Here is a 20,848-nt window from a genome sequence, read left to right as displayed (position 1 = left end):
CAATTAAAGTTCATATCCTTTTTATGGGTATATTTGAGGCAAATTGCGAGAATATTTCTCAAAACAAAGAAATGCTATGGTTCATTTAATCGAGTTCACAGTAGGAAATTATCTATCATTTAAAGATAAGAAAACATTTAGTATGGAAGCCTCTAAAATACGAGAGTTACCAAACAATGTTTTTGAAACCGGCAGCTATAAACTGCTAAGATCCGCAGCCATTTACGGAGCAAACTCCAGTGGCAAAAGTAATCTTATTAAAGCTTTGAAGTTCATAAGAGATACAATCTTGCATTCTTCCAAGCTCAATTCTACTGACAAATTGAATGTCCTTCCATTTCTTTTATCAAAAGATACATCTTCTCCCTCTTTTTTCGAAATACTTATATCTAACGAGGCAGAGTATTACAGATATGGATTTGAGTTAGATAACAGCAAAATCCACACAGAATGGTTATTTAAGGCACCAGTAAACACAAAAAAAGAAGAAGTCCTCTTCCTTCGTGAAAACGGAAACATTGGAGTTTCCGATACTTTTGCAGAAGCCAAGGGATTAGAAGAGCGAACCAGGGATAACGGTCTTTTCGTTTCCGTCTGTGACCAATTCAATGTAAAAAGAGCCAAAGAGTTTATTGAAATGATAGATCGTATATGCAGCCTATCCGGCGTAAATCACGATCTTTTTAAAGACGCAACCGATATATTTTTCAAGAATAGACCTGCACTTACAAAAAACTTTTTTCGGAACCTGCAGTTAGGTTTTACCGACATCAATCTAGCGACAGGAGAGCGGGCTAAATACGACAAAGCCAAAACAACCCATAACGTATATGATGATTCCGGTAAAATAATAGGACAACATTCTTTTATATTAACAGAAAATGAGTCTGCCGGAACCAATAAAATATTCGACATGACAGGATTCATCCTATATTCTCTACAATTAGGTATCCCCCTTATCGTTGATGAATTAGATGCAAAACTTCACCCACTCCTGACAAAGAAAATCATAGAGATGTTCCATTCTCCGGAAATAAACTCCAAAGGAGCCCAACTTATCTTTGCCACCCACGACACCAATCTGTTGGGTTGCGATTGTTTCCGGCGCGATCAGATATGGTTTACCGAGAAAGATGAGAAAGAGCAAACCGACCTATATTCGCTGGTCGAGTTCCGCGATCCGGACGGTACAAAAGTGCGTAATGACCGGAACTACGAGAAAGATTATATACAAGGACGCTATGGCGCCATTCCATTCATTGGTGATTTTTCAAATCTGATGAAATATGGCAAAGAGGATTGACATCAACAGTTTCCACAATCGTTTCGAACGAGACGGCTCACGGAATAAACGGGCAGTCGGCACCCGTAATCAGCGAGTTTACTTCCTCATTGTTTGTGAAGGACAGAAAACGGAACCTCATTATTTTTCTTCGTTCAACAATAGTCTTCCACCCTACACACTGGATATAGAAACACAAGGCGAAGGGTGCGATCCGTTGGGCGTTGTCAATGCAGCTATCGAGCTCAAAAAAAGTAGCCCTAAACCTCTGAACAGTGTATGGGCTGTATTCGACAAAGACGACTTTCCTGCATCCCGGTTTCATCAGGCCATCGAAAAGGCAGAAAGAAACGGAATAAAATGTGCCTGGTCGAACGAAGCGTTTGAACTTTGGTATGTGCTACACTTCCTCTATCGGAATACACCAATGTCTCGCACAGAATACCAGAAGTGCATCGAAAAGGAAATGAACCAGAAAATACTGGAGCAAGACGGTAAAAAAGGGAAATTCATCTATCGCAAAAATGCCAAAGATATGCATGATTTACTACTGAAATACGGCAACGAAGCGCAAGCGATAAAATGGGCGGAGAAACTTGCCGGAACATTCGACACAACAGAATATGTCAAACATAATCCCTGCACAATGGTCTTCCGCCTGGTGGACGAACTTAATAATCCGGGAAAAGCTTTGAGCAAATAATCAACACACCATAACATTAGCGGTGGCGATAGCGTAAAAACTGAACTTTCTAAATATAAATAAAACAATATGGGCAACTTAGGTTATTCTTTTATTCCTTATCATCCGGGGGAACTTTTAAAAGAAGAATTGGAATGCCGAAAGATTAAGCAAAAAGATTTTGCACTCAAAATAGGCGTTTCAACAACTCTATTAAATGATATTTTAAATGCAAAGCGCCCAGTTACTGCTGAATTTGCATTGTTGATGGAAGCTGCACTAGGTATCAATGCCGATTTATTAGTAAAAATGCAAGCCCGCTATACCATGCAGATTGCCAGGGCTAATGAAAAAAATCAAACGCGTTGGCAAAAAATACGTGAAATTTGCGCTTCGCTATTATAGTACAAACATTAAACTCATTTTTTCTATACGAAAGCCCCGGCAGGAAATCCTGTCGGGGCTTTGTTTTGTCTGTTGTTACTCTTCACAGAGGTCGAACAGAAGAACTTTATTTCATTACTTTAGTATTAATATCGACTGCTTGTTCACCCATCGCGGGCTACTTAGTTCGATATCACCGCGCAGTCAATTTAGAATTATTTGATTATAAATAATTGCTTATTATTTTACGATTGCTTTAACAGCTGCTTCACCTTCTACGGCTACTACTACAACACCGGCAGGTGCAGAGATTGTAGCGCTGTCAGAAGAAAGAACTGTGCTGGCAATCGTTTGACCAAGAACGTTGCTAACGGAAACTTTCTTGCCCTGTGCACCAATAACAGTTACAATACCGTTACCAGCGATAACTTTGATAGAAGAAGTTGTTACTGCTTCGTTTGCAACAGGAGCTTCAGACTGTTCTACGTTTACAACCAAAGCCTTGGCAGCATCGGCTGTGAAGCCTAAGAAGCCGTTCAGGTTGAACAGATACTTTCTGTCGTTTACGCTCTTGATTACGTATTCGCCTTCAGATTCTTTAGTCTGCTGTACGATATTGAACTTGAAGTTGTTCAGACCGCCCAGAGTTTCGTTCGTCTTGTTTACTGTTACAGCAGCATCTTTTCCCTCTACAGTTGTAGCCAATGTATCGGAAGCAACCAGCGTAGCAGCACGGAAGATAACTTTTGCATATTCATTTTCACCGTCTTTCAACAGGTAATTTCTATTGCCTTCAGCGCTTGCAGTACCATTGTTATAGTAGTCGGCAGAGTCTTTTGCATTGTACATGAAGTTACCTTTGTGAGAGATATAGAATGCAGGTACAATAGCATCAGTGTCAGCAGTATCCAACTTGAAAGTCAGCTGTTCTGCGTTGTAAGCAGATTTCAGTGTGCTAACCGGAGCAACGATACCTTCATAGAGTGTAGAGTCCATAGCTACATAGCCCATGCTGCTAGCGTTCAATGCTACGTAGTTAGGTTCGTGCTTCAAGCTCGGAGTCAGTTCTTCCGGTTCGATTGTCAGAATGTAAGTTTGTTCGTAATCGTAGAAAACAGAAGCACCGTTTGCATTGTTATCTACAGAAGCATCAACGTTATTTACAGAGAAAGTTTTTTCAGTATTATTTGTTACCACATCGCGATATTCAGTTGCAATAGCTTCCACTTCGATCAAAGAATAAGTACCGTTCTTGTTAGCTTTGATCAGGAACTGCTGAGCGTCTGCTGCATCTTCTACATCGTTGTCAACTTCCAACTTATCTGCATTTACAGACAAATAAGTATTATCTACGCCATATTGTTTGAAGCTGAAGAGAGAAACCTTGATCGTGTCACCCTTCAGTTTGTATTCTACTTTCTTATCGCCTGCATTGTAATATGCATAGTCGTTGTAAGCAACATAAGGTTCTACTTCCGACTTAACGATAGTCCACAGATAAGCATCTGCAACGTCTTTCTGCATTTCCAGCGGAGCAGCAGAACCTTCACCCAAATACAGTTTGTCAGCAATCAGTTTCTGATTTGAAGTAGCAACGAATTTAACCAAACCCGCATCATTCAACTGGTCTGTTACGAAACCGGCTGTCGGATCTACTGTTACAGCAGTCAGTTCGATGGTTGTACCATCCAAATTAGCAGAAGAAGCACTTACTATATATTCTTTAGAGCTTTTATCAACATAAGCATAGTCGAATGTAGCAGCAGTGCTCTTTTCAATCACTTCATAAACATTATCTTTGCTGGTCTTAACTAACTGTACGTCGAATGTCTGATCTACTAAATCTCTGTTCTGGAAAGTAAAGATATTGTTATCCTTGTCGGCATCAACGATGATCCACTGGTTTTCCGGAGCATCCAAGTTTACGAAATCAGAACCCTGAGCGAAGAACACTGCCGTTTTACCGCTCACACCCAGATACTTGTTGTATTCAGAGTCTGTTGCATCTTTACTTCCGGCATTCTTGCTTAAGAACTTGATATTGAATACAGATGCTTTATCTGTAGATAACAGTTTGTCTACGGTTTGCAAGTTAGCAGCATCGATAGTACAAGTCTTAGTGTAATCATCAAAGTTTGCATTGCTTTCCAGTACGGTTGTTACATATTTACCCTGCTGGTCGTTCAAGGCGGCGATGATCAATTCGCTGGCAATTGTTTTAACAGATTTTCCGTCTTCTGAAATGAAACTAGCGCCTGTCAATGACAATTGATAGTCTGTTGTATTACCGAATTCTTGTTCTACTGCAAAAGCTGCATTGTTACTCAAGATAAAACCTTTTTTCATTGCTGTTACATCAGCAGGAGTAGTCAGCAACATAGAACCCTTTACATTGATAAAACCAAAACCTTCACCACCATCGATATCCAGGTCGTTGATCTTGTAGTTTGACTGAGGGTTAGCTGCGATAAATGTACATTTCTTGAAATCTGCAAGATCAGTGATTACATCTTTACCATTCAATGAAGCAGGCCAGCTTGTTGCGAAGTATGTACCGTTAGCAACGCCACTTAGACTTAAAGTGCTTACCTGAAATGCTCTCAGAGAACCTGCAAACGGATTGTTGGTTGATTTATCATACTTCAAAGTGAAAGCTCCTTTAGCTGCGTCGTTCAGTTTGGATGCATCAACTGAGGTCGAGGCTACATTGTAAAGGTAGAAATTCTTACCTGCAGATGTGAAACTTGTAGTTTTTTCACTTAATTCAAAACCATAGGAGGCTGATGCATTTCCATAAGTCAAAATAGTACCACTAGTGTAAGCAGCAGCTGTTCCCGCCGTTCCAAAAACAAAACTTGTAGTAGTCTGAGCAGCAGGAGTTCCAAAATCTGTTACCAATTTTTCACTATTTACTTCACCATTTATCGTCAACACTTTACCTGTTGATGCATTTGTAAAAGTATAATAATACTTTCCACTTGCCTCTGTCTCTGTAACTGTCCAGATATAAGAATTGACTTCCAGATTACCGAGGCCAGCATCTCCAGTAGTAGCTGTTGTTACTACAATATTCCCACTACCATCGTTTGCCAATGCAGTAGAAGCATCTACAACCGTAGTAGCCACACTAGCATCTTTAGCAAAGCCCAAAGCGAGGTCATTAACACTTAAAGAAGCAGTACCCTGTTGTATTACAAAATACTTGTGACCGGATTTAACACTGCTGGCCAGATCTCCGATAGGCAAAGTCAGCCCTTGTGCATTCGCCATACTAAACAACGATCCCACCATCAGTAGGCTCGCCGTTAATAAAGTAGAAAACTTTTTGTTCATAATCAATAAATTTAATATTAATAATAGTGTTATAAAAACTCATTCACAGCCCCTTCTCGACGGGCTCGATAGTCCTAATGACTAGCTAAAACGATCGTTTTTTCTCGTCACTGTTTTCGAGGATTTTTGATTTGATAACAAAAAGTCGTTATTTCGTACTCGCTTTGCTATTCTGTTGATAAGAAAGAAGATAGGAATGAAAAAAAATTGGAAGAAATGATTGGTATTTAAAAATGATGCAGTACCTTTGTGACGAGAAAAAACGATCCTTTTTTTTAGTCAGTCTTTTTTCGATCTCTCGCCTTGCTATTCATAGCCTGAATGGTTGTTCTAAATTTTTGTTAATAAATCCAATCCTTATGGTCTGTTTTCGAACGGATGCCTATCCGTCGAAGCTCCGGTAACTACCCGTTGAATGACCGGTAACTACCCATTTTCAACAGCATAAAGATAAGATACTACNACCAGTTTGTGCACCTGGCTGACACAACCTTTGCCGCTACCCGAGGGGCCGATCGCAAGGGTGTAGAACGGGGCATAACATACTTCTTTACGGAGCAGGCCTGTCACGCCCGGCAGTGCGGTGCTGGTCATGGTCAGCGCAGCGAGCAACATCAGGTCGTGTTCCGTATCGTCGGCGGCCGGCTTCAATGTGTCCGCAAGGAGGTTCGGAAGGTCGGTCAAAAGGCTCTTTTCGAAGTGCGGAAAATCGCTCTCTCCAGGTTCAAAATCAGGCCCTAAGGCAGACCCTTCGTCGGAAAGTCCCGGTTCGGGAATGGGGGTGAGATTTTTGAGACTTTTGATACTTTTTTTCGTCTCCTCCCCTGTCGACTGCCGGTAAGGATTGCTACCGTGGGCGGAACGGTAACGGCGGTAAATGTCGGACACGGTGGTCAGGATCTTTTTTTCACTAAAGCCGGGGGTAACGTAGCGGTAGAGGCATTCGGCCACTACTTCGCTTTCGCCGAAGCCGGCACTGTTGAGAGCCGAGGCCAGTTTCACCACATAGCTGTGGCGGCCACCGTCGGAGAAGGGGTTGCCGGTTTCAAATTTGTCGATGTAGTTGGCCAGCGAACGTGGCTCAGGCTGTGAGAAAGCGGCCGCCTTTTCAGGGGCGACGGGGATGTTCACCACTTCGGATGCTTCCTTATAAAAGGCCGACGGGTCGTAGCTTACGAAACAACCGCGGTTGGGGTCTTTGCCCGAAGGGTCTACCTTCACGCCCGGCAGGTCGGCTTCGAGCAGGCGGCTCACTACGTCGAAGGCCTGGGCGTGGTGTTCGAGATCACTGTCTACCAGGACGAAGAGCTTTAGGCCCGTACCCGATGGGCTGATATGGCCGGCTTTCACATACGGAAGTTCTTTGGCACGGCCAAGCAGTTCCGAGGGGGATCCGGACACATGGTCGAGGTCGCCCACCACGCAGCCGGAGTAGTCTACCAGGTGTTCACGTCGGCGCCCGCCTACCATCCGACCGCCTGCTACCAACAGAGGCAGGTTCTTTTTACATACCTTCGCTCCTTCCTGATTGCCGGAGGCTATCAGGGTGCGAACGTTTTCTACCGATCTCTTGTACTTACCGCTTACCACGTCGTCGAAATAACCTCCGAGGGTGACCGGCGTGTAAGAGGTGGTGTCGAATGCTGTTCTGAACAGGGTACATTCGACGGTTTGATTCACTGAATCTCTCATACTAAGTCAATTAAAATTAATACTATCAGGGTTCTCCCAAATGTTCGATCAATACGCCGACTTGCTTCGGCGTGTAGAGTTTCTGGAATTTCACCCACCCGGCGGCTTCCAGTTTGGCCTTCAGTCCGCGCGAAGTGCGTATCCATTCCCACATACGTTTATAGGCAATCACCGGTGTCTGGCCGGGAAAATACAACTGGGCGAATTCCGTTACCCCATACGCTCTCCTCCAGGGAGATAGTTCGTTTTTTTTACCTTCCATACAAATCTCTTTTTTAGTATATTAATATACGACAATATACGCATTATATTAATACGTTGTTAGCTTTCGACGGAATATTTATAAAAAAAAGAATACACTGTGATTATCCTACACCTTTCTGCAGCATCCTTTTGCAGGCAAAGCGTGTGTTATCTTTGTTATGTAGTTCTAAAACAGAGCTATTTACACTAACCCTTAATCTTTTAAAGTTATGTCAGTAAAGTACAAACTGGTCTTAAAAAAAGACCTTACGAAAGGAGCGGCCGCAGGTGCAAAACGGTATTATGCCTCCGCCCCGGTGAGCGGAACGATGTATTTTAATTCGATCTGCGATGTGATAGCCGACCGTTCGACAGCGAGCGACGGCGATGTGGCACTGGTGGTGCGCGGCCTGCTGCGTGCAACGGAAGAGGCGTTGTTGCGCAACGAAGTGGTGGAACTGGATACGCTGGGACGTTTCCGCCTGTCGCTGGGCAGTTCCGGCTCGCTAACCGAAAAGGATTTCCAGGCAAGTATGATCCGCAAGCCGAAGATCATCTTTACCCCCGGCGCCCGGTTGCGTGCCATGCTGGAAAAGATCAGCCTCGAACGCATCGGCAAGGAAACGGAACCGTCACAAGGCGGCAGTGGAGAAGACGACCGACCAGTCATTGAATGAGTTGACAGATGACAGCACAACAAATCAAATTCATCAAAGACTCCCTGCAGGCTGCCGTGTCTGCAGGTGCAGCTTTCCACATGAACCCTTCCGTGATACTGGCACAGGCAGCCTTCGAAAGCGGATGGGGTACGAGCCGGCTGGCAACGGAGAGTAACAATTTCTTCGGCCTGACAGCCTACGGTTGCAGCAACGAGTACTGGCACGGCGGGAAAACGAAGGTGAAAACCGATAGCTATTCGCTCGACTTCCGCCGCTACGACACCCGCGTAAACTCTTTCCTCGACTTCGCCCGCCTGATCCGGAGTAGCTACCGCATGGCCTGGCAGTGCAGCAACGACCCGGAAGCTTATGCCCGCGAAATAGCCTATAGCCCCTACATCAGCGAACTGAACGGCGACGACCGCGAATCCTACCGCCGCAGCCTCGTCCAGATAGAGAGGACGGTACAGGCTCTCGTGGCGTTGGTGGGAGGTTAGAAAAAAGGTGAAACCTTTTTCAGTTGACAGATGACAGTTGACAGTTAACAAGTGACAGTTGGGCTTCGCGCTCGGAGATAGAAAGATATGAGTCTTTTTTATGAGGCTCCGCCTCATGCCGCAGGCTCTCTTTTGCCGTCTGCTTCAGCTGACGGATAGATTAATGCTCCGGCTTTGCCGTATTCCTCTGTGGGTTTTAACCCCTTTGACATATAATGCTAGTCCCTGCTTTAAAGGGGCTTAAGCCCACAAAGGAAGAGGCTTTGCCTCCTGGCTTTTATATCCGTCAGCTGAAGCAGACGGCAAAAGAGAGCCTGCGGCACAAGGCGTTGCCTTGTAATGAAAGATAGCTCATTTCTGACAACAACCGAGATGCCCATAATTAATAATAACCTACAAACAATCAACCCTATGTCCAAATTCAAACGAATCATCGAATTCATTCTTGCATTGCTGAACTTTTTGTTTCACTTTAAACCTACACCGGATGATGAAGCAATTGCCGCTATTGAAACATATCCCGGCCCTGCTGCTCCGCCTGGCACGGAAAGGGATAACCCTCTATTTGCACCTATCCCTTAGAATACGGCTGAAACTTCTTTAACAAATGGCCTCCTTTAGCCGGGGAGGCCATTTGTTTTCAATAACATCTTTTCGGGACTTCATTTTTTTCGGTATCTACAAGGTTATATCATTCTGTTTAGCTACTTTTGCACTTTGATATAAATATATATGTAGGATTGTATGAAAACACTGGAAAGATTAGTTGCAGAGAAATTATTAAAAATTAAAGCCGTTAAATTACAACCGGCCAATCCGTTCACTTGGGCTTCCGGCTGGAAATCTCCGATTTACTGTGATAACAGAAAAACGCTTTCTTATCCGGCTGTTCGTAGTTTCATCAAACTGGAACTGGCACGTGTGATCAGCGAAAAATACGAAAACGCAGACGCCATCGCAGGAGTTGCCACAGGAGCTATCGCACAGGGTGCGTTGGTTGCCGATTTATTGGGACTGCCTTTTGTTTACATCCGCGCAACGCCGAAGGATCACGGACTGGAAAACCTTATCGAAGGTGAATTGAAACCGGGATCGAAAGTAGTCATCATCGAAGACCTGGTATCGACCGGCGGTAGCAGCTTGAAAGCCGTACAGGCCGTACGTAACTTCGGTTGCGACGTAGTAGGTATGGTTGCCATCTTCACACACGGCTTCCCTGTAGCTGCACAGCAATTCAAGGATGCTAAAGTGACGCTGACTACACTGAGCAATTACGATGCCGTTATCGAAGAAGCTGTACGTACAGACTATATCGACGAATCGGAAATCGCTACGCTGCAGGAATGGCGTAAAGACCCTGCAAACTGGAACCCTGAAGCATAATCACGACGAGTACAGGATGACAGAATTTGTAAGTGAGATCAAAACGATCCCTCACAACGAGGATCGTGTCTATGCAATGCTGTCCGACCTTTCCAACCTGGAACGGGTTAAGGACCGCATTCCACAGGATAAAATTAAAGACTTTGAGTTCGACAGCGACTCTTGTAGTTTCGCTGTCGACCCCGTAGGTAAGATACGTTTCGAGATCGTTGAACGCGAACCGAACAAAACAATCAAATTTACTACAACCAACTCGCCCGTTCCCCTTTTCCTCTGGATCCAACTGAAACAGGTGGAAGAGAACGACACGCGGTTGAAAATGACGATCCGCGCCGATCTGAACCCGTTTATCAAACCGATGGTATCGAAACCGTTGCAGGACGCACTCGACAAAATATCAACTGTGATTGCCTCCCTGCCCTATTAATCTCCGCATTATGGCTCAGAAACTTTGGGAAAAAAATGTACAAGTAGACAAGGAAGTCGAAACCTTTACCGTAGGCCGGGACCGTGAAATGGATCTTTACCTGGTTAAGTATGACGTTCTTGGCTCGATGGCCCATATCACGATGCTGGAAAGTATCGGGCTGCTCACGAAAGAGGAACTGACGGTTCTGCTGGCAGAACTGAAAAACATCTATGCCGTTGCCGACAGCGGCCAGTTCGTTATCGAAGAGGGCGTGGAAGACGTTCATTCGCAGGTGGAACTGATGCTGACACGCCGTCTGGGCGACGTTGGCAAGAAGATACACAGCGGACGTTCGCGCAACGACCAGGTATTGCTCGACCTGAAACTGTACACGCGTGCACAGATACAGGAGTTGGTGGAACTGACGAACGGCCTGTTCGAGGTACTGATAAGCCAGAGCAACCGTTATAGCGAGGTGTTGATGCCGGGATATACGCATTTGCAGGTGGCAATGCCTTCATCGTTCGGTCTGTGGTTCGGTGCGTATGCCGAGAGCCTGGCTGACGATTTGCAGATGATGCAGGCGGCTTACAAGGTGTGCAACCGCAATCCGCTGGGTTCGGCTGCCGGATACGGCTCATCTTTCCCCTTGAACCGCACAATGACTACCGAGCTGTTGGGTTTCGACTCGATGGATTATAACGTGGTATATGCCCAGATGGGACGTGGCAAAATGGAACGTACGGTGGCTTTTGCGATGGCGGGTATTGCCGCAACGATTTCGAAGCTGGCGTTCGATGCTTGTATGTTCAACAGCCAGAATTTCGGGTTCGTCAAGTTGCCGGACCAGTTCACGACAGGTTCGAGCATCATGCCGCACAAGAAGAATCCGGACGTGTTCGAGTTGACGCGTGCGAAATGCAATAAGATACAAGGCCTGCCGCAGCAGATCACGCTGATATGCAATAACCTGCCGTCGGGCTATTTCCGCGACCTGCAGATCATCAAGGAGGTGTTCCTGCCTGCTTTCGACGAACTGAAGGATTGCCTTCGTATGGTTACCTATATGATGCGCGAAGTGAAGGTGAACGAGCATATTCTCGACGACGATAAATATTCCCTGCTGTTCAGCGTGGAAGAGGTAAACCGCCTCGTCCTGGAAGGAGTTCCTTTCCGCGACGCTTACAAACAGGTGGGTCTGGAGATCGAAGCGGGCAATTTCACACCGAACAAGGCCGTGAACCATACACACGAAGGTAGTATCGGTAATCTGTGCAACGACAGTATTTCTGCTCTGATGCAAAATATTATCGACGGTTTCTCGTTTAATAAGGTAAACGAAGCTGAAAAGAAACTGTTAGCATAATAAAATGAAAAGAATATTTTTTTGTTTGGTGGTGTTGCTGGTGATGTCGTGCAATAAGGTGAATGTGTCGAACATCCCTTATGCACAGGTATACCTTGAACTGGACTTGCAGTTTAAGGACAAGGATCTGGTAGGTTCCCTTAACTTCAAAGAGATCACAAGCGAGGCTGGCCAGAATTACGGTACACGGCTCGGTTATTCGGGCGTGTTGGTCGTAAACGGTTTCAGCGCCACTACGGGAGGTACACAATATTATGCTTATGATCTGTGTTGTCCTCACGAAGCCCAGAAGAATATCAAAGTAAAAGCGGATAATACCGGTTGGGCACAATGTCCGGAATGCGGAACAAAGTACGAAATAGCGTATGGCTCTGGAACTCCGTCAGATGGGCCGTCAGAATTTGCACTTACGAGGTTTAATGTCACTCAGAGAGGGAGTGAACTATTGATCCAATATTAAAAAAATCGGCCTTTGGAGTAAACTTTTTTCTCCGATTATTTGCAGATATAAAAAAGTTATCTACCTTTGCACACGCAAACGCAAAGAACGCGAAAGTAGCTCAGTTGGTAGAGCATAACCTTGCCAAGGTTAGGGTCGCGGGTTCGAATCCCGTCTTTCGCTCATCTCTTAAGAGAAAGGGATGCTCGAATGGTGGAATGGTAGACACGAAGGACTTAAAATCCTTTGGCCATTGCGGCTGTGCGGGTTCAAGTCCCGCTTCGAGTACAAGGATGTATTTTTCGGGTTCATCCCTTTCGATTTGCGAAAGTAGCTCAGTTGGTAGAGCATAACCTTGCCAAGGTTAGGGTCGCGGGTTCGAATCCCGTCTTTCGCTCGCTTCCAAAAGGCCTCGGTATTGTTTACAATATCGGGGCTTTTTATTTATATCCTATTCATGCTTATCATAGTCTGCCTGAAATAAAAAAGCCCCGTACTAAAACGAGGCCCTCTATTAACTATCTTAATACTCCTATTGTTTACAGCAAAGAAGCAACCTGCTTTTCCAACGCTTCTTTTATAAAGGCATTAATAGAAATACCGGCCTGTTTTGCCAACATTGCGATCTTATTATGAATCTCAGGCGAAATACGCACGTTCAAAGAGCCTGAATAGCTTTTATGAGGCTGAATCCCCTCCTCTTCACAATAAGCCAAATAATCGTCTACTGCTTCCTGAAAAGCCCTTCTCAATTCACTAACGCTTTCACCTTCAAAATTGACAAGTCCGTTAATGCCCTCTATTTTTCCAAAGAAGAGGTTATCTTTATCGCTAAAATTAACAGAGCCAATATAGCCTTTGTAAGTTAATGTATTCATCATTGCCTCCTTTATTTTATAAATCCAGCTTCTATTAAATCATTTAATATCTGTTTCATGGCATAAGACTTAATTATATTCCCCGGGTGAGGCTTATGTACCATGATCGGACGTTTATCCTTATTTTTATATATAACTCTTGATCCTGATGTCTTGCCTTTATTTGATTTCTCATACCCAAAATACTTCAAGAGAGTCTCCAACTCCTCAAAAGTAAAGTCAGAAGGCAAGGCCTTAAAACGTACTATTAGTTTTTCTTTAGTTCCCATTTGGTTAATCTTTTTGCAAATGTAACTATTATATAGTTGCACACAATACATTCACTTTGTTTTAACACAAATAGGGCTGCAACATTGCTGTCGCAGCCCTTTCATAGACACACCAATATTTATAACTATTGTATAAATACTTTCTTTACCTCTCTTTATGTCTTACACCGTATTTACGGTAAACGCAAATATAATAATAAATTTATCATTACAATCTTTTTTTGCAGGGAAGCGCTTAAAATTAGGGAACTATAAGAGTTTCACACTTTAGCAGGAATAAAAAAGCCCGACCTCACCGGCCGGGCTTCTCATTGTATCTTAATTTCAGATCATTTTCCTTGCAGGCTGGCATCCATGGCGGCAGCAGCTTTACGGCCATCACCCATCGCCAGGATAACAGTAGCACCACCTCTCACGATGTCGCCTCCGGCATATACATCCGGCAGCGCCGAACGCATGGTATCCTGATCGACTACAATCGTGCCCCATTTGCTCACTTCCAGGCCGCTGAAGGCACGCGGGATAAGCGGGTTGGGAGAAACACCGACGCTGACGATAACTTCGTCTACATCGATCGTATCGATGGCACCTTCTATGGGTACGGGACGACGGCGGCCGGAAGCATCCGGTTCACCCAGTTCCATCTTCTGCAGGCGCATCTGTTTAACACGGCCTCGTTCGTCGCCGATATATTCGATCGGGTTGTGCAAGGTCAGGAATTCCACGCCCTCTTCCTTGGCATGTTTCACTTCCTCGATACGGGCAGGCATTTCTTCTTCGCTACGACGGTAAACGATCATGGCACGTTCGGCTCCCAGACGGCGGGCCGTACGGACTGAGTCCATCGCAGTATTACCTCCACCGATCACGGCTACCTTCTTACCTTGCAACACAGGGGTATCGCTCTCAGGATTGGCTGCGTCCATCAGGTTGACGCGTGTCAGGTATTCGTTGGACGACATGACACCGATCAGGTTCTCACCCGGTATGTTCATGAAGTTGGGCAGGCCGGCACCACTGGCGGCAAAGAAACCTTTGAAGCCTTCTTCTTGCAGATCCTCGTAACTGATCGTCTTGCCGACAATGCAGTTGGATATGAACTTCACGCCCATCTTACGAAGGCCTTCGATCTCCACATCCACGATCTTATTAGGCAGACGAAATTCGGGGATACCGTATTTCAATACACCGCCGATCTCGTGCAATGCTTCGAACACGGTGACTTCATATCCTCGCTTCGCCATATCGCCGGCAAAAGAAAGGCCGGCAGGACCGGAGCCGATCACGGCGATCTTGACACCGTTCTTTTCTGCAATCTCAGGCACTGAGATCTGGCCGCTCTCCCGTTCGTAGTCGGCAGCGAAACGTTCGAGGTAACCGATAGCTACCGGAGCCTTTTTCATCTTCAGATGAATACATTTGCTTTCGCACTGTTTCTCCTGCGGACAAACACGACCACAAACAGCCGGCAGAGCACTGGTTTCCTTAAGCACTTTAGCTGCTTCCAGGAACTCGCCGCGCTCGATATTCTTGATGAATGTCGGGATATTGATACTTACCGGACAACCTTCCATACAGGTCGGGTTCGGACAGTCGAGGCAACGTTGTGCCTCCTGCATGGCCTGTTCCTTTGTCAGACCCAGGTTCACCTCTTCCAAGCGGGTATGGCTACGGTACTCCGGATCGAGTTCATTCATTTCTACACGGGGAATATCCGTGCGTTCTTTATTTTTTTTGCTTTTGCGCAGTTCTTCCCTCCAGGGTTCGGAACGGCGGGCTGCAATTAGTTCTGCTGTTGTCATTTGTTTAAGTGGTTATTTCTTTTCAATATCTTTATAAGCACCCAGACGCATAAGCATCTCGTCGAAATCAACCTGATGAGCATCGAACTCCGGTCCGTCCACACAGACGAACTTGGTCTTTCCACCCACCGTGATACGGCAGGCGCCGCACATACCCGTTCCGTCTACCATGATCGTATTCAGGGAAGCGACGGTAGGTATCTCGTATTTCTTTGTAAGTGCCGAAACAAATTTCATCATGATAGCCGGGCCGATGGTTACACACAGGTCTACCTTCTCACGGTTGATCACGCTTTCAACACCGTTCGTCACCAATCCTTTGGTACCGTAGGAACCGTCGTCGGTCATCACGATCACTTCGTCGGAGTTGGCCTTCATCTGGTCTTCGAGGATCACCAGGTCTTTGGTACGTGCTGCCAATACCACGATCACACGGTTTCCGGCCTTATGGAATGCTTCAACGATAGGTAACAGCGGTGCTACACCTACGCCCCCTCCGGCACAAACAACCGTACCTACTTTTTCGATGTGGGTAGCTTGTCCCAGCGGACCTACCAGGTCGGTAATATAATCGCCTACGTTCAAATCGCAGATCTTCTTGGATGAACCGCCTACGGCCTGGATCACCAGGGTGATGGTTCCTTTCTGAGTGTCTGCCCCTGCAATGGTTAAAGGGATGCGTTCACCTTTCTCTCCCACTTTCACGATCACAAAGTGACCGGCCTTACGTGAGCGGGCAATCAGAGGAGCCTCCACTTCCAGCTTCACCACGTTGGCAGAGAAATGTTCTTTACTTACAATTTTATTCATTCTAATCGCTACTGTTGATAGTTTGTCTTGTTGATTTGCTTGCAAAAATACATCAAATATGTGAATAGATAAGTATTTTGCCAAAGAAAAAGGCTTTATTCGAACAATCCTTCGTCGCGCAGCAACATCAGGATAGCAGAATGGGGCACGATCAAGAACTTCTCGTCGTTAAAGTTGATCTCGTAAGCGGCATTTTGCAGGAACACAGCCAGATCGCCTTCATGCGCCTGCAAAGGCAGGTAATGAACCTCTCCATCCTTCTTCTTTTCCCATACTTCGTGCTCTTCGCTCTGGGACGGGAGCGGGAAGCCGGGGCCTACCTTGATGATATATCCGCTTTGTATCTTTTCCTGCTGCACCGTAGGGGGCAGGTAAAGGCCTGACTTGGTCTGGCTCTGCGGGTTCTTGGGTTTGATAAGCACCTTGTCGCCTATCATGATGAATTTATCTACGTCTTTCTGGTCTATTGATAATTGCATAATCGTAAGTTTTAAGTTGTGATGCAAAGATATAAAAAAAGAGACGTCGCAAAGCAACGTCTCCCTTTCGTTCAGAGTATATCAATTATGTTTAAATGGAGCGTCCCTTAAACACGTTGGATTGTTCTGTCGGATACAAGGAACCGGTAAATGAGATACGGTTGCTGTTGAAGTTAGGACTTACAGTGGCCGTACATTTGTTGGAACCTTTTACCATGCGGAAAGTAACGTTTGCCGATACGGCTACGCCCTGTACCATCATACTGAAAGTGACGTTGCCTTTTTTATCGGTCTTCATTTCGACATTGGAAGCATTACCTTCGACAGTGATACCGCCTATACCGTTAGGGCCTGCATAAGCTCCGTTGAATGCCAACTGGATTGTTGCCCGGTTTCCATCCATCGATACAAAGTTAGTGCTGGGAGTTACATACACAAAACGTCCGCGTTTAAACTCTACACGATCGGCTTCGAGCACGAAGTCTTTACTGTTAAGAGCCTGGACGGCTTGTTCAAACAAAGCCATGTTCTCGGCTTCTTCCGCTGCTTTCCGGGCTTCTTTTTCTGCCTTCTTTGCAGCCTTTTCCGCTGCTTTATCCTGTTGTGCCATCATAGTTCCTGAACCGAGCCCAAACAGCAGGACAGCTAGCAATAATAATACTCTTTTCATACTTCTTTTCTTTATAATTAATACATAGCGAACCACTTTTCATATAATAGACAAATAAATCGCCAGGAAGTTCAATTTAACGATTCACTTTTTATGTTTTTAACATGGTACCATAAGAAACCCCAGGCAGTTACGGCTGCAATGAAGTCCGAAAAAGGAGAAGCATACCACACGCCGTCCAGTCCCCAGAACTCCGGAAAGATGAGAAGCGCAGGAATGAGGAACAGGCACTGCCGGCTTAAACTCAGGAACATCGCCTTCCAGGCTATACCGATACTCTGGAAAAACTGGCTGATGGAGATCTGGGAACCGACAACGACAAAGACCAATAAACTGATCCGCAGACCGTTGGCCGTAACTTCTATCAACTCAGGATCGCTGGTAAACGCCCGGGCTATCAACCGGGGAAACAGAACGCTCGCAAGACAGCCCAACCCCATGATGATCGTTGCGGTGATGATGACCAAGCGCAAAACCTCCTGCACACGTTTATGTTGTCCGGCCCCGTAATTAAAGCCGACAATGGGCTGCATGCCCTGCGCGATACCGATAATGAGCATGACCAGCAACATTCCGACACTGGTGATAATACCGTTGGCCCCCAAAGCCAGGTCGCCCCCATGTACCTTCAAGGCATAGTTCTGGATAACGACCACCAGGCTACCTGCCAGCTGCATGGCAAAGGGCGAGATACCGATGGTGACGATGTTCCATACCACATGTCTTTCCAGACGGAAAGTTCCTTTATGGAAACGCACGATGCTGTCTTTCTGAATGAAATGGTTCATAACGAACATGGCACTCAACAGCATGGAGATTATCGTTGCAATAGCAGCTCCTTGTATCCCCATATCCAGCCAAAAGATAAAGATAGGATCGAGAATGACATTCACCACCGCCCCGATCAACATGGTGAACATGGCTTTCTTCGGATAACCGGAGGCACGCATGATCGCATTGAAACCGAAGCTGAGTGAGGTCAGGATAGTACCGGGCACTACTATATTCAAATAATCGCGGGCATAAGGAATGGTCTGTTCGCTTCCCCCGAAGGCCATCAGCAGGTCGTCCATCCAGATCATACAGGGGATGACTGTCACGACGGTGATAATGAATGTCAGCGTAAAAGCATTCCCCAACACCTTTTCCGCCATCTCGTTCGCCCTTCTTCCCAGGTGGATGGAGACACGGGTAGCAGAACCTGCCCCTATCAGCATACCGAAGGCTTGCAGGAACAGCAGGATGGGAAACGTCAGCGTCAACCCGGCCATTGCCAGCGCACCGACTCCCTGACCGATAAACACACGGTCGACAATATTATACAACGCATTCACCATCGTTCCGACTACCGCCGGGATAGCATACTGCAATAATAGGCGGCTTACTTTCTCATGCTCTAATCGCCAGGTTATTTCATTTGCCATATTTCATCTATACTTAATCTTGTTATACTATTTGTTTCCTTCTCATATACCCTATTACAGGTTACGGGCATACTCCCTTACCGCATCGACCACTGCCGCCACTCCGGAGAGTTGCACCTCCTCCCCTCCGGGCAAGGCGAGGGATATGTGACGGGCGTCGAGACAGTTGATACGAGGCCTGTCCGCCTGAACGGACGAGGGACGATAACCGTTACGTATCAAGGCATTCCCCACCCAATAGGATACCAGGAAGTCGCCCTCTACCCCTATCGGGTCGACAGGGGCCTCGGTATTCAGTTTCCCGGTAGAGGGATCGAAGACGATACCCTCCTTTCCGAAGAAAGATTCGAAGGCACCGCTCAGGATCAGGTCTTCGGGCGTACCGCAAGCCATCGGGCGGCCTTTCTCCTGGAGCCAGAGGCAGTCGCCCATCTGGATGGCCAGATCGAGGTCGTGGGTGGAGAGCAGGATCGCTTTATTTTGTTCCATTGCCAGTCGATGCAGCAAGACCATCGTTTCGATACGGCTGGTTACGTCGAGGAAGGCCGTCGGTTCATCCAACAGAATGATGGGGCATTGCTGTGCAAGAGCTTTGGCGATCATAGCTTTCTGCCGTTCGCCGTCGCTTAGTTCGGATACGTAGTTTTGTGCTTTATGGGCAATGCCGGCTGCCAGGAGCGATTGCTCGATGATCTCCCGGTCGGACTTCTTCAGTTGTCCGAAGAAGCCGGTGTACGGATGGCGTCCCAGCGATACCAGTTCGTAGACGGTGATGCCGCCCGCATTCGTCTTTTCCGTCAGTACAACACCTACGGTGAGGGAAAAGTTGCTTTGCGAGTAAGACGACAGGGGGTGCCCCATCAGGGAAATATCGCCGCCCAACGGGGGCTGGAAACCGCAGAGAGTACGCAGCAAGGTAGACTTGCCGGCTCCGTTCAGGCCCAACAGACAAGTTACTTCTCCGGGAAAGAGTTGCAGGTTAAGGTCGTCGTGGATGACCTTGTGCTTGCCTCCTTTCAGCCGGTAGCCGATACTCAAACGGTTGGTTTCTATTACAGGTGTCTGTCTGCTCATCAGTCGAAATATTGGATATTCTTACGGTTCACGATCACATAGATGATAACCGGGGCTCCGAGCATCGGGGTCACAGCATTCAGAGGGAGGATGTTGTTGGTACCGGGCATCACCATCAATATATTACAAAGCAGGGCGATGCAGGAACCGGCAAGCATTGTGACGGGTACCAGCATCTTATGGTTGGATGATCCGAGCATCAGACGGGCGATATGCGGCACAGCCAGTCCGATGAAAGAGATCGGGCCGCAGAAAGCAGTCGTCGTAGCGGTCAACAGGCCGGTACAGAAGAGGATCCCTATGCGGGTTCGCTTGATCTTGATTCCCAGGTTGGCGGCATACATTTCTCCCAGCAGCAGGGCATTCAGCGGCTTTATCAACAGGATAGCCAGAAGCAGGCCGGCAAAGGTGAAAAGGAGGAAGTAAGGTAGCTGCATCAGGGAAACGCCAGAGAAGTTACCTAATCCCCACATCACGAAGGCGTGTACCTTGTCGGTGGAGGCGTAATAGTTGAGTACCGATATCAGGGAGGAGGCCAGGTAACCGATCATGATTCCGATGATAAGCAACATGACGTTGCTTTTCACCTTTGCCGAAAACCAGATGATGAGTCCTAATATGCAGGCGGCTCCGGCAAAAGCGGCCAGGATAACAGCCAGGTATCCGCTGATCGGAAGTTCGGTGACCATGCTTAGTGTACCGCCAAAATAGAGCATGATGGCTGCCACACCCAGGTTGGCTCCGTCGCTGATCCCGAGGATGGAGGGGCCGGCCAACGGGTTGCGGAACAGTGTCTGCAACAACAGTCCGCTGGTTGCCAGCGAGGCTCCGGCCAACAACGCCGTTACAGCCTGTGGGAAACGGCTTTGCAGTATGATATTCTGCCAGGCCGGACGACCAACGTCTTTCCCCAGAAGGATATCGATCACGCTCTCCAACGGGATGGACACGGCACCGTACACCAAGCCACCCAGGAATAACAGGATTATCAGGATGGTCAATAACAGGAGGGGCCAGGTTATTCGTTTTTGCATATTATATTTACTATTCTGTTATTATTTTTATTCTATTAC

General features: G+C 46.6%; 21 protein-coding genes and 3 tRNA genes. 12 read left to right on the top strand and 12 right to left on the bottom strand.

Going from position 1 to position 20,848, the window contains the following annotated elements; all coding sequences use genetic code 11:
* The first annotated feature begins 76 nt into the window (after window positions 1-76).
* The 3 genes from BQ7394_RS03455 to BQ7394_RS03445 all read left to right on the top strand — a co-directional run bounded on the left by BQ7394_RS03455 (window position 77) and on the right by BQ7394_RS03445 (window position 2,369).
* On the top strand, window positions 77-1,303 hold the full coding sequence (locus tag BQ7394_RS03455; protein ID WP_075556092.1) for an AAA family ATPase: 1,227 nt from the start codon (window positions 77-79) through the stop codon (window positions 1,301-1,303).
* Window positions 1,287-1,985 carry an RloB family protein gene (locus BQ7394_RS03450; RefSeq protein WP_075556091.1) on the top strand — a complete coding sequence of 233 codons (699 nt, stop codon included), beginning with the start codon at window positions 1,287-1,289 and terminating at the stop codon, window positions 1,983-1,985. The genes BQ7394_RS03455 and BQ7394_RS03450 overlap by 17 nt, the downstream gene beginning before the upstream one ends.
* Before the next feature lie 69 nt (window positions 1,986-2,054).
* A complete protein-coding gene (locus tag BQ7394_RS03445; protein WP_075556090.1) occupies window positions 2,055-2,369 on the top strand; it encodes a HigA family addiction module antitoxin in 315 nt (104 codons plus the stop codon).
* Between the two features lie 219 nt (window positions 2,370-2,588).
* On the opposite strand, the gene BQ7394_RS26540 is transcribed toward BQ7394_RS03445, so the two are convergent.
* From BQ7394_RS26540 to BQ7394_RS03430, 3 genes are all read right to left on the bottom strand, one after another.
* A complete protein-coding gene (locus BQ7394_RS26540) occupies window positions 2,589-5,681 on the bottom strand; it encodes a DUF6383 domain-containing protein (protein ID WP_139317674.1) in 3,093 nt (1,030 codons plus the stop codon).
* A gap of 426 nt (window positions 5,682-6,107) precedes the next feature.
* Window positions 6,108-7,373 carry a BT4734/BF3469 family protein gene (locus BQ7394_RS03435; RefSeq protein WP_075556088.1) on the bottom strand — a complete coding sequence of 422 codons (1,266 nt, stop codon included), beginning with the start codon at window positions 7,371-7,373 and terminating at the stop codon, window positions 6,108-6,110.
* Window positions 7,374-7,398: 25 nt separating this feature from the next.
* Window positions 7,399-7,635: a DUF4248 domain-containing protein gene (locus tag BQ7394_RS03430; RefSeq protein WP_075556087.1), complete on the bottom strand. Its 237-nt coding sequence runs from the start codon at window positions 7,633-7,635 to the stop codon at window positions 7,399-7,401.
* A gap of 211 nt (window positions 7,636-7,846) precedes the next feature.
* Here BQ7394_RS03430 and BQ7394_RS03425 point away from each other — a divergent pair, with 211 nt between their 5' ends.
* From BQ7394_RS03425 to BQ7394_RS03380, 9 genes are all read left to right on the top strand, one after another.
* Window positions 7,847-8,293, top strand: coding sequence for an HU family DNA-binding protein (locus BQ7394_RS03425; RefSeq protein WP_075556086.1), 447 nt, complete (start codon window positions 7,847-7,849; stop codon window positions 8,291-8,293).
* 8 nt (window positions 8,294-8,301) lie between these two features.
* A complete protein-coding gene (locus tag BQ7394_RS03420; protein WP_075556085.1) occupies window positions 8,302-8,772 on the top strand; it encodes a glucosaminidase domain-containing protein in 471 nt (156 codons plus the stop codon).
* Window positions 8,773-9,516: 744 nt separating this feature from the next.
* Window positions 9,517-10,155, top strand: coding sequence for an orotate phosphoribosyltransferase (gene pyrE, locus BQ7394_RS03410; RefSeq protein WP_046148268.1), 639 nt, complete (start codon window positions 9,517-9,519; stop codon window positions 10,153-10,155).
* A 16-nt stretch (window positions 10,156-10,171) separates the two neighbouring features.
* Window positions 10,172-10,582 (top strand): SRPBCC family protein, encoded by a 411-nt coding sequence (locus BQ7394_RS03405; RefSeq protein WP_075556083.1) that lies wholly within the window; start codon window positions 10,172-10,174, stop codon window positions 10,580-10,582.
* A gap of 10 nt (window positions 10,583-10,592) precedes the next feature.
* Window positions 10,593-11,930: an argininosuccinate lyase gene (gene argH / locus BQ7394_RS03400; RefSeq protein WP_075556082.1), complete on the top strand. Its 1,338-nt coding sequence runs from the start codon at window positions 10,593-10,595 to the stop codon at window positions 11,928-11,930.
* 4 nt (window positions 11,931-11,934) lie between these two features.
* Window positions 11,935-12,390, top strand: a complete 456-nt coding sequence (locus BQ7394_RS03395) for a Rieske (2Fe-2S) protein (RefSeq protein ID WP_075556081.1) — start codon at window positions 11,935-11,937, stop codon at window positions 12,388-12,390.
* 89 nt (window positions 12,391-12,479) lie between these two features.
* Window positions 12,480-12,552: transfer RNA gene (locus BQ7394_RS03390), tRNA-Gly, on the top strand.
* 21 nt (window positions 12,553-12,573) lie between these two features.
* Window positions 12,574-12,657: transfer RNA gene (locus BQ7394_RS03385), tRNA-Leu, on the top strand.
* Between the two features lie 36 nt (window positions 12,658-12,693).
* Window positions 12,694-12,766: transfer RNA gene (locus tag BQ7394_RS03380), tRNA-Gly, on the top strand.
* A 142-nt stretch (window positions 12,767-12,908) separates the two neighbouring features.
* Here the strand turns inward: BQ7394_RS03380 and BQ7394_RS03375 are convergent.
* The 9 genes from BQ7394_RS03375 to BQ7394_RS03335 all read right to left on the bottom strand — a co-directional run bounded on the left by BQ7394_RS03375 (window position 12,909) and on the right by BQ7394_RS03335 (window position 20,809).
* Window positions 12,909-13,247 carry a type II toxin-antitoxin system HicB family antitoxin gene (locus tag BQ7394_RS03375; RefSeq protein ID WP_075556848.1) on the bottom strand — a complete coding sequence of 113 codons (339 nt, stop codon included), beginning with the start codon at window positions 13,245-13,247 and terminating at the stop codon, window positions 12,909-12,911.
* An 11-nt stretch (window positions 13,248-13,258) separates the two neighbouring features.
* Window positions 13,259-13,516 (bottom strand): type II toxin-antitoxin system HicA family toxin, encoded by a 258-nt coding sequence (locus BQ7394_RS03370; RefSeq protein WP_075556847.1) that lies wholly within the window; start codon window positions 13,514-13,516, stop codon window positions 13,259-13,261.
* Window positions 13,517-13,845: 329 nt separating this feature from the next.
* Window positions 13,846-15,318 (bottom strand): NADPH-dependent glutamate synthase, encoded by a 1,473-nt coding sequence (gene gltA / locus BQ7394_RS03365; RefSeq protein WP_075556080.1) that lies wholly within the window; start codon window positions 15,316-15,318, stop codon window positions 13,846-13,848.
* A gap of 12 nt (window positions 15,319-15,330) precedes the next feature.
* A complete protein-coding gene (locus tag BQ7394_RS03360) occupies window positions 15,331-16,128 on the bottom strand; it encodes a sulfide/dihydroorotate dehydrogenase-like FAD/NAD-binding protein (protein ID WP_075556079.1) in 798 nt (265 codons plus the stop codon).
* Between the two features lie 95 nt (window positions 16,129-16,223).
* The gene (locus BQ7394_RS03355) at window positions 16,224-16,607 is read right to left on the bottom strand and encodes a co-chaperone GroES (protein ID WP_075556078.1); all 384 of its coding nucleotides are present in this window, start codon (window positions 16,605-16,607) and stop codon (window positions 16,224-16,226) included.
* 91 nt (window positions 16,608-16,698) lie between these two features.
* Window positions 16,699-17,277, bottom strand: a complete 579-nt coding sequence (locus BQ7394_RS03350) for a DUF4251 domain-containing protein (RefSeq protein WP_075556077.1) — start codon at window positions 17,275-17,277, stop codon at window positions 16,699-16,701.
* Window positions 17,278-17,348: 71 nt separating this feature from the next.
* Complete coding sequence (locus tag BQ7394_RS03345; protein WP_075556076.1) at window positions 17,349-18,701, bottom strand: MATE family efflux transporter; 1,353 nt, start codon at window positions 18,699-18,701, stop codon at window positions 17,349-17,351.
* A gap of 54 nt (window positions 18,702-18,755) precedes the next feature.
* Window positions 18,756-19,775, bottom strand: coding sequence for an ABC transporter ATP-binding protein (locus tag BQ7394_RS03340; RefSeq protein WP_075556075.1), 1,020 nt, complete (start codon window positions 19,773-19,775; stop codon window positions 18,756-18,758).
* Window positions 19,775-20,809 (bottom strand): iron ABC transporter permease, encoded by a 1,035-nt coding sequence (locus BQ7394_RS03335; protein WP_075556074.1) that lies wholly within the window; start codon window positions 20,807-20,809, stop codon window positions 19,775-19,777. Before BQ7394_RS03335 ends, BQ7394_RS03340 begins: the two co-directional genes overlap by 1 nt.
* Between the last annotated feature and the right edge of the window lie 39 nt (window positions 20,810-20,848).

The organism is Parabacteroides timonensis (assembly GCF_900128505.1).
Taxonomy (GTDB): Bacteria; Bacteroidota; Bacteroidia; order Bacteroidales; family Tannerellaceae; genus Parabacteroides; species Parabacteroides timonensis.
The sequence above is the reverse complement of the archived record's forward strand: the minus strand, read 5'-3'. Positions and strand labels throughout refer to the sequence as shown.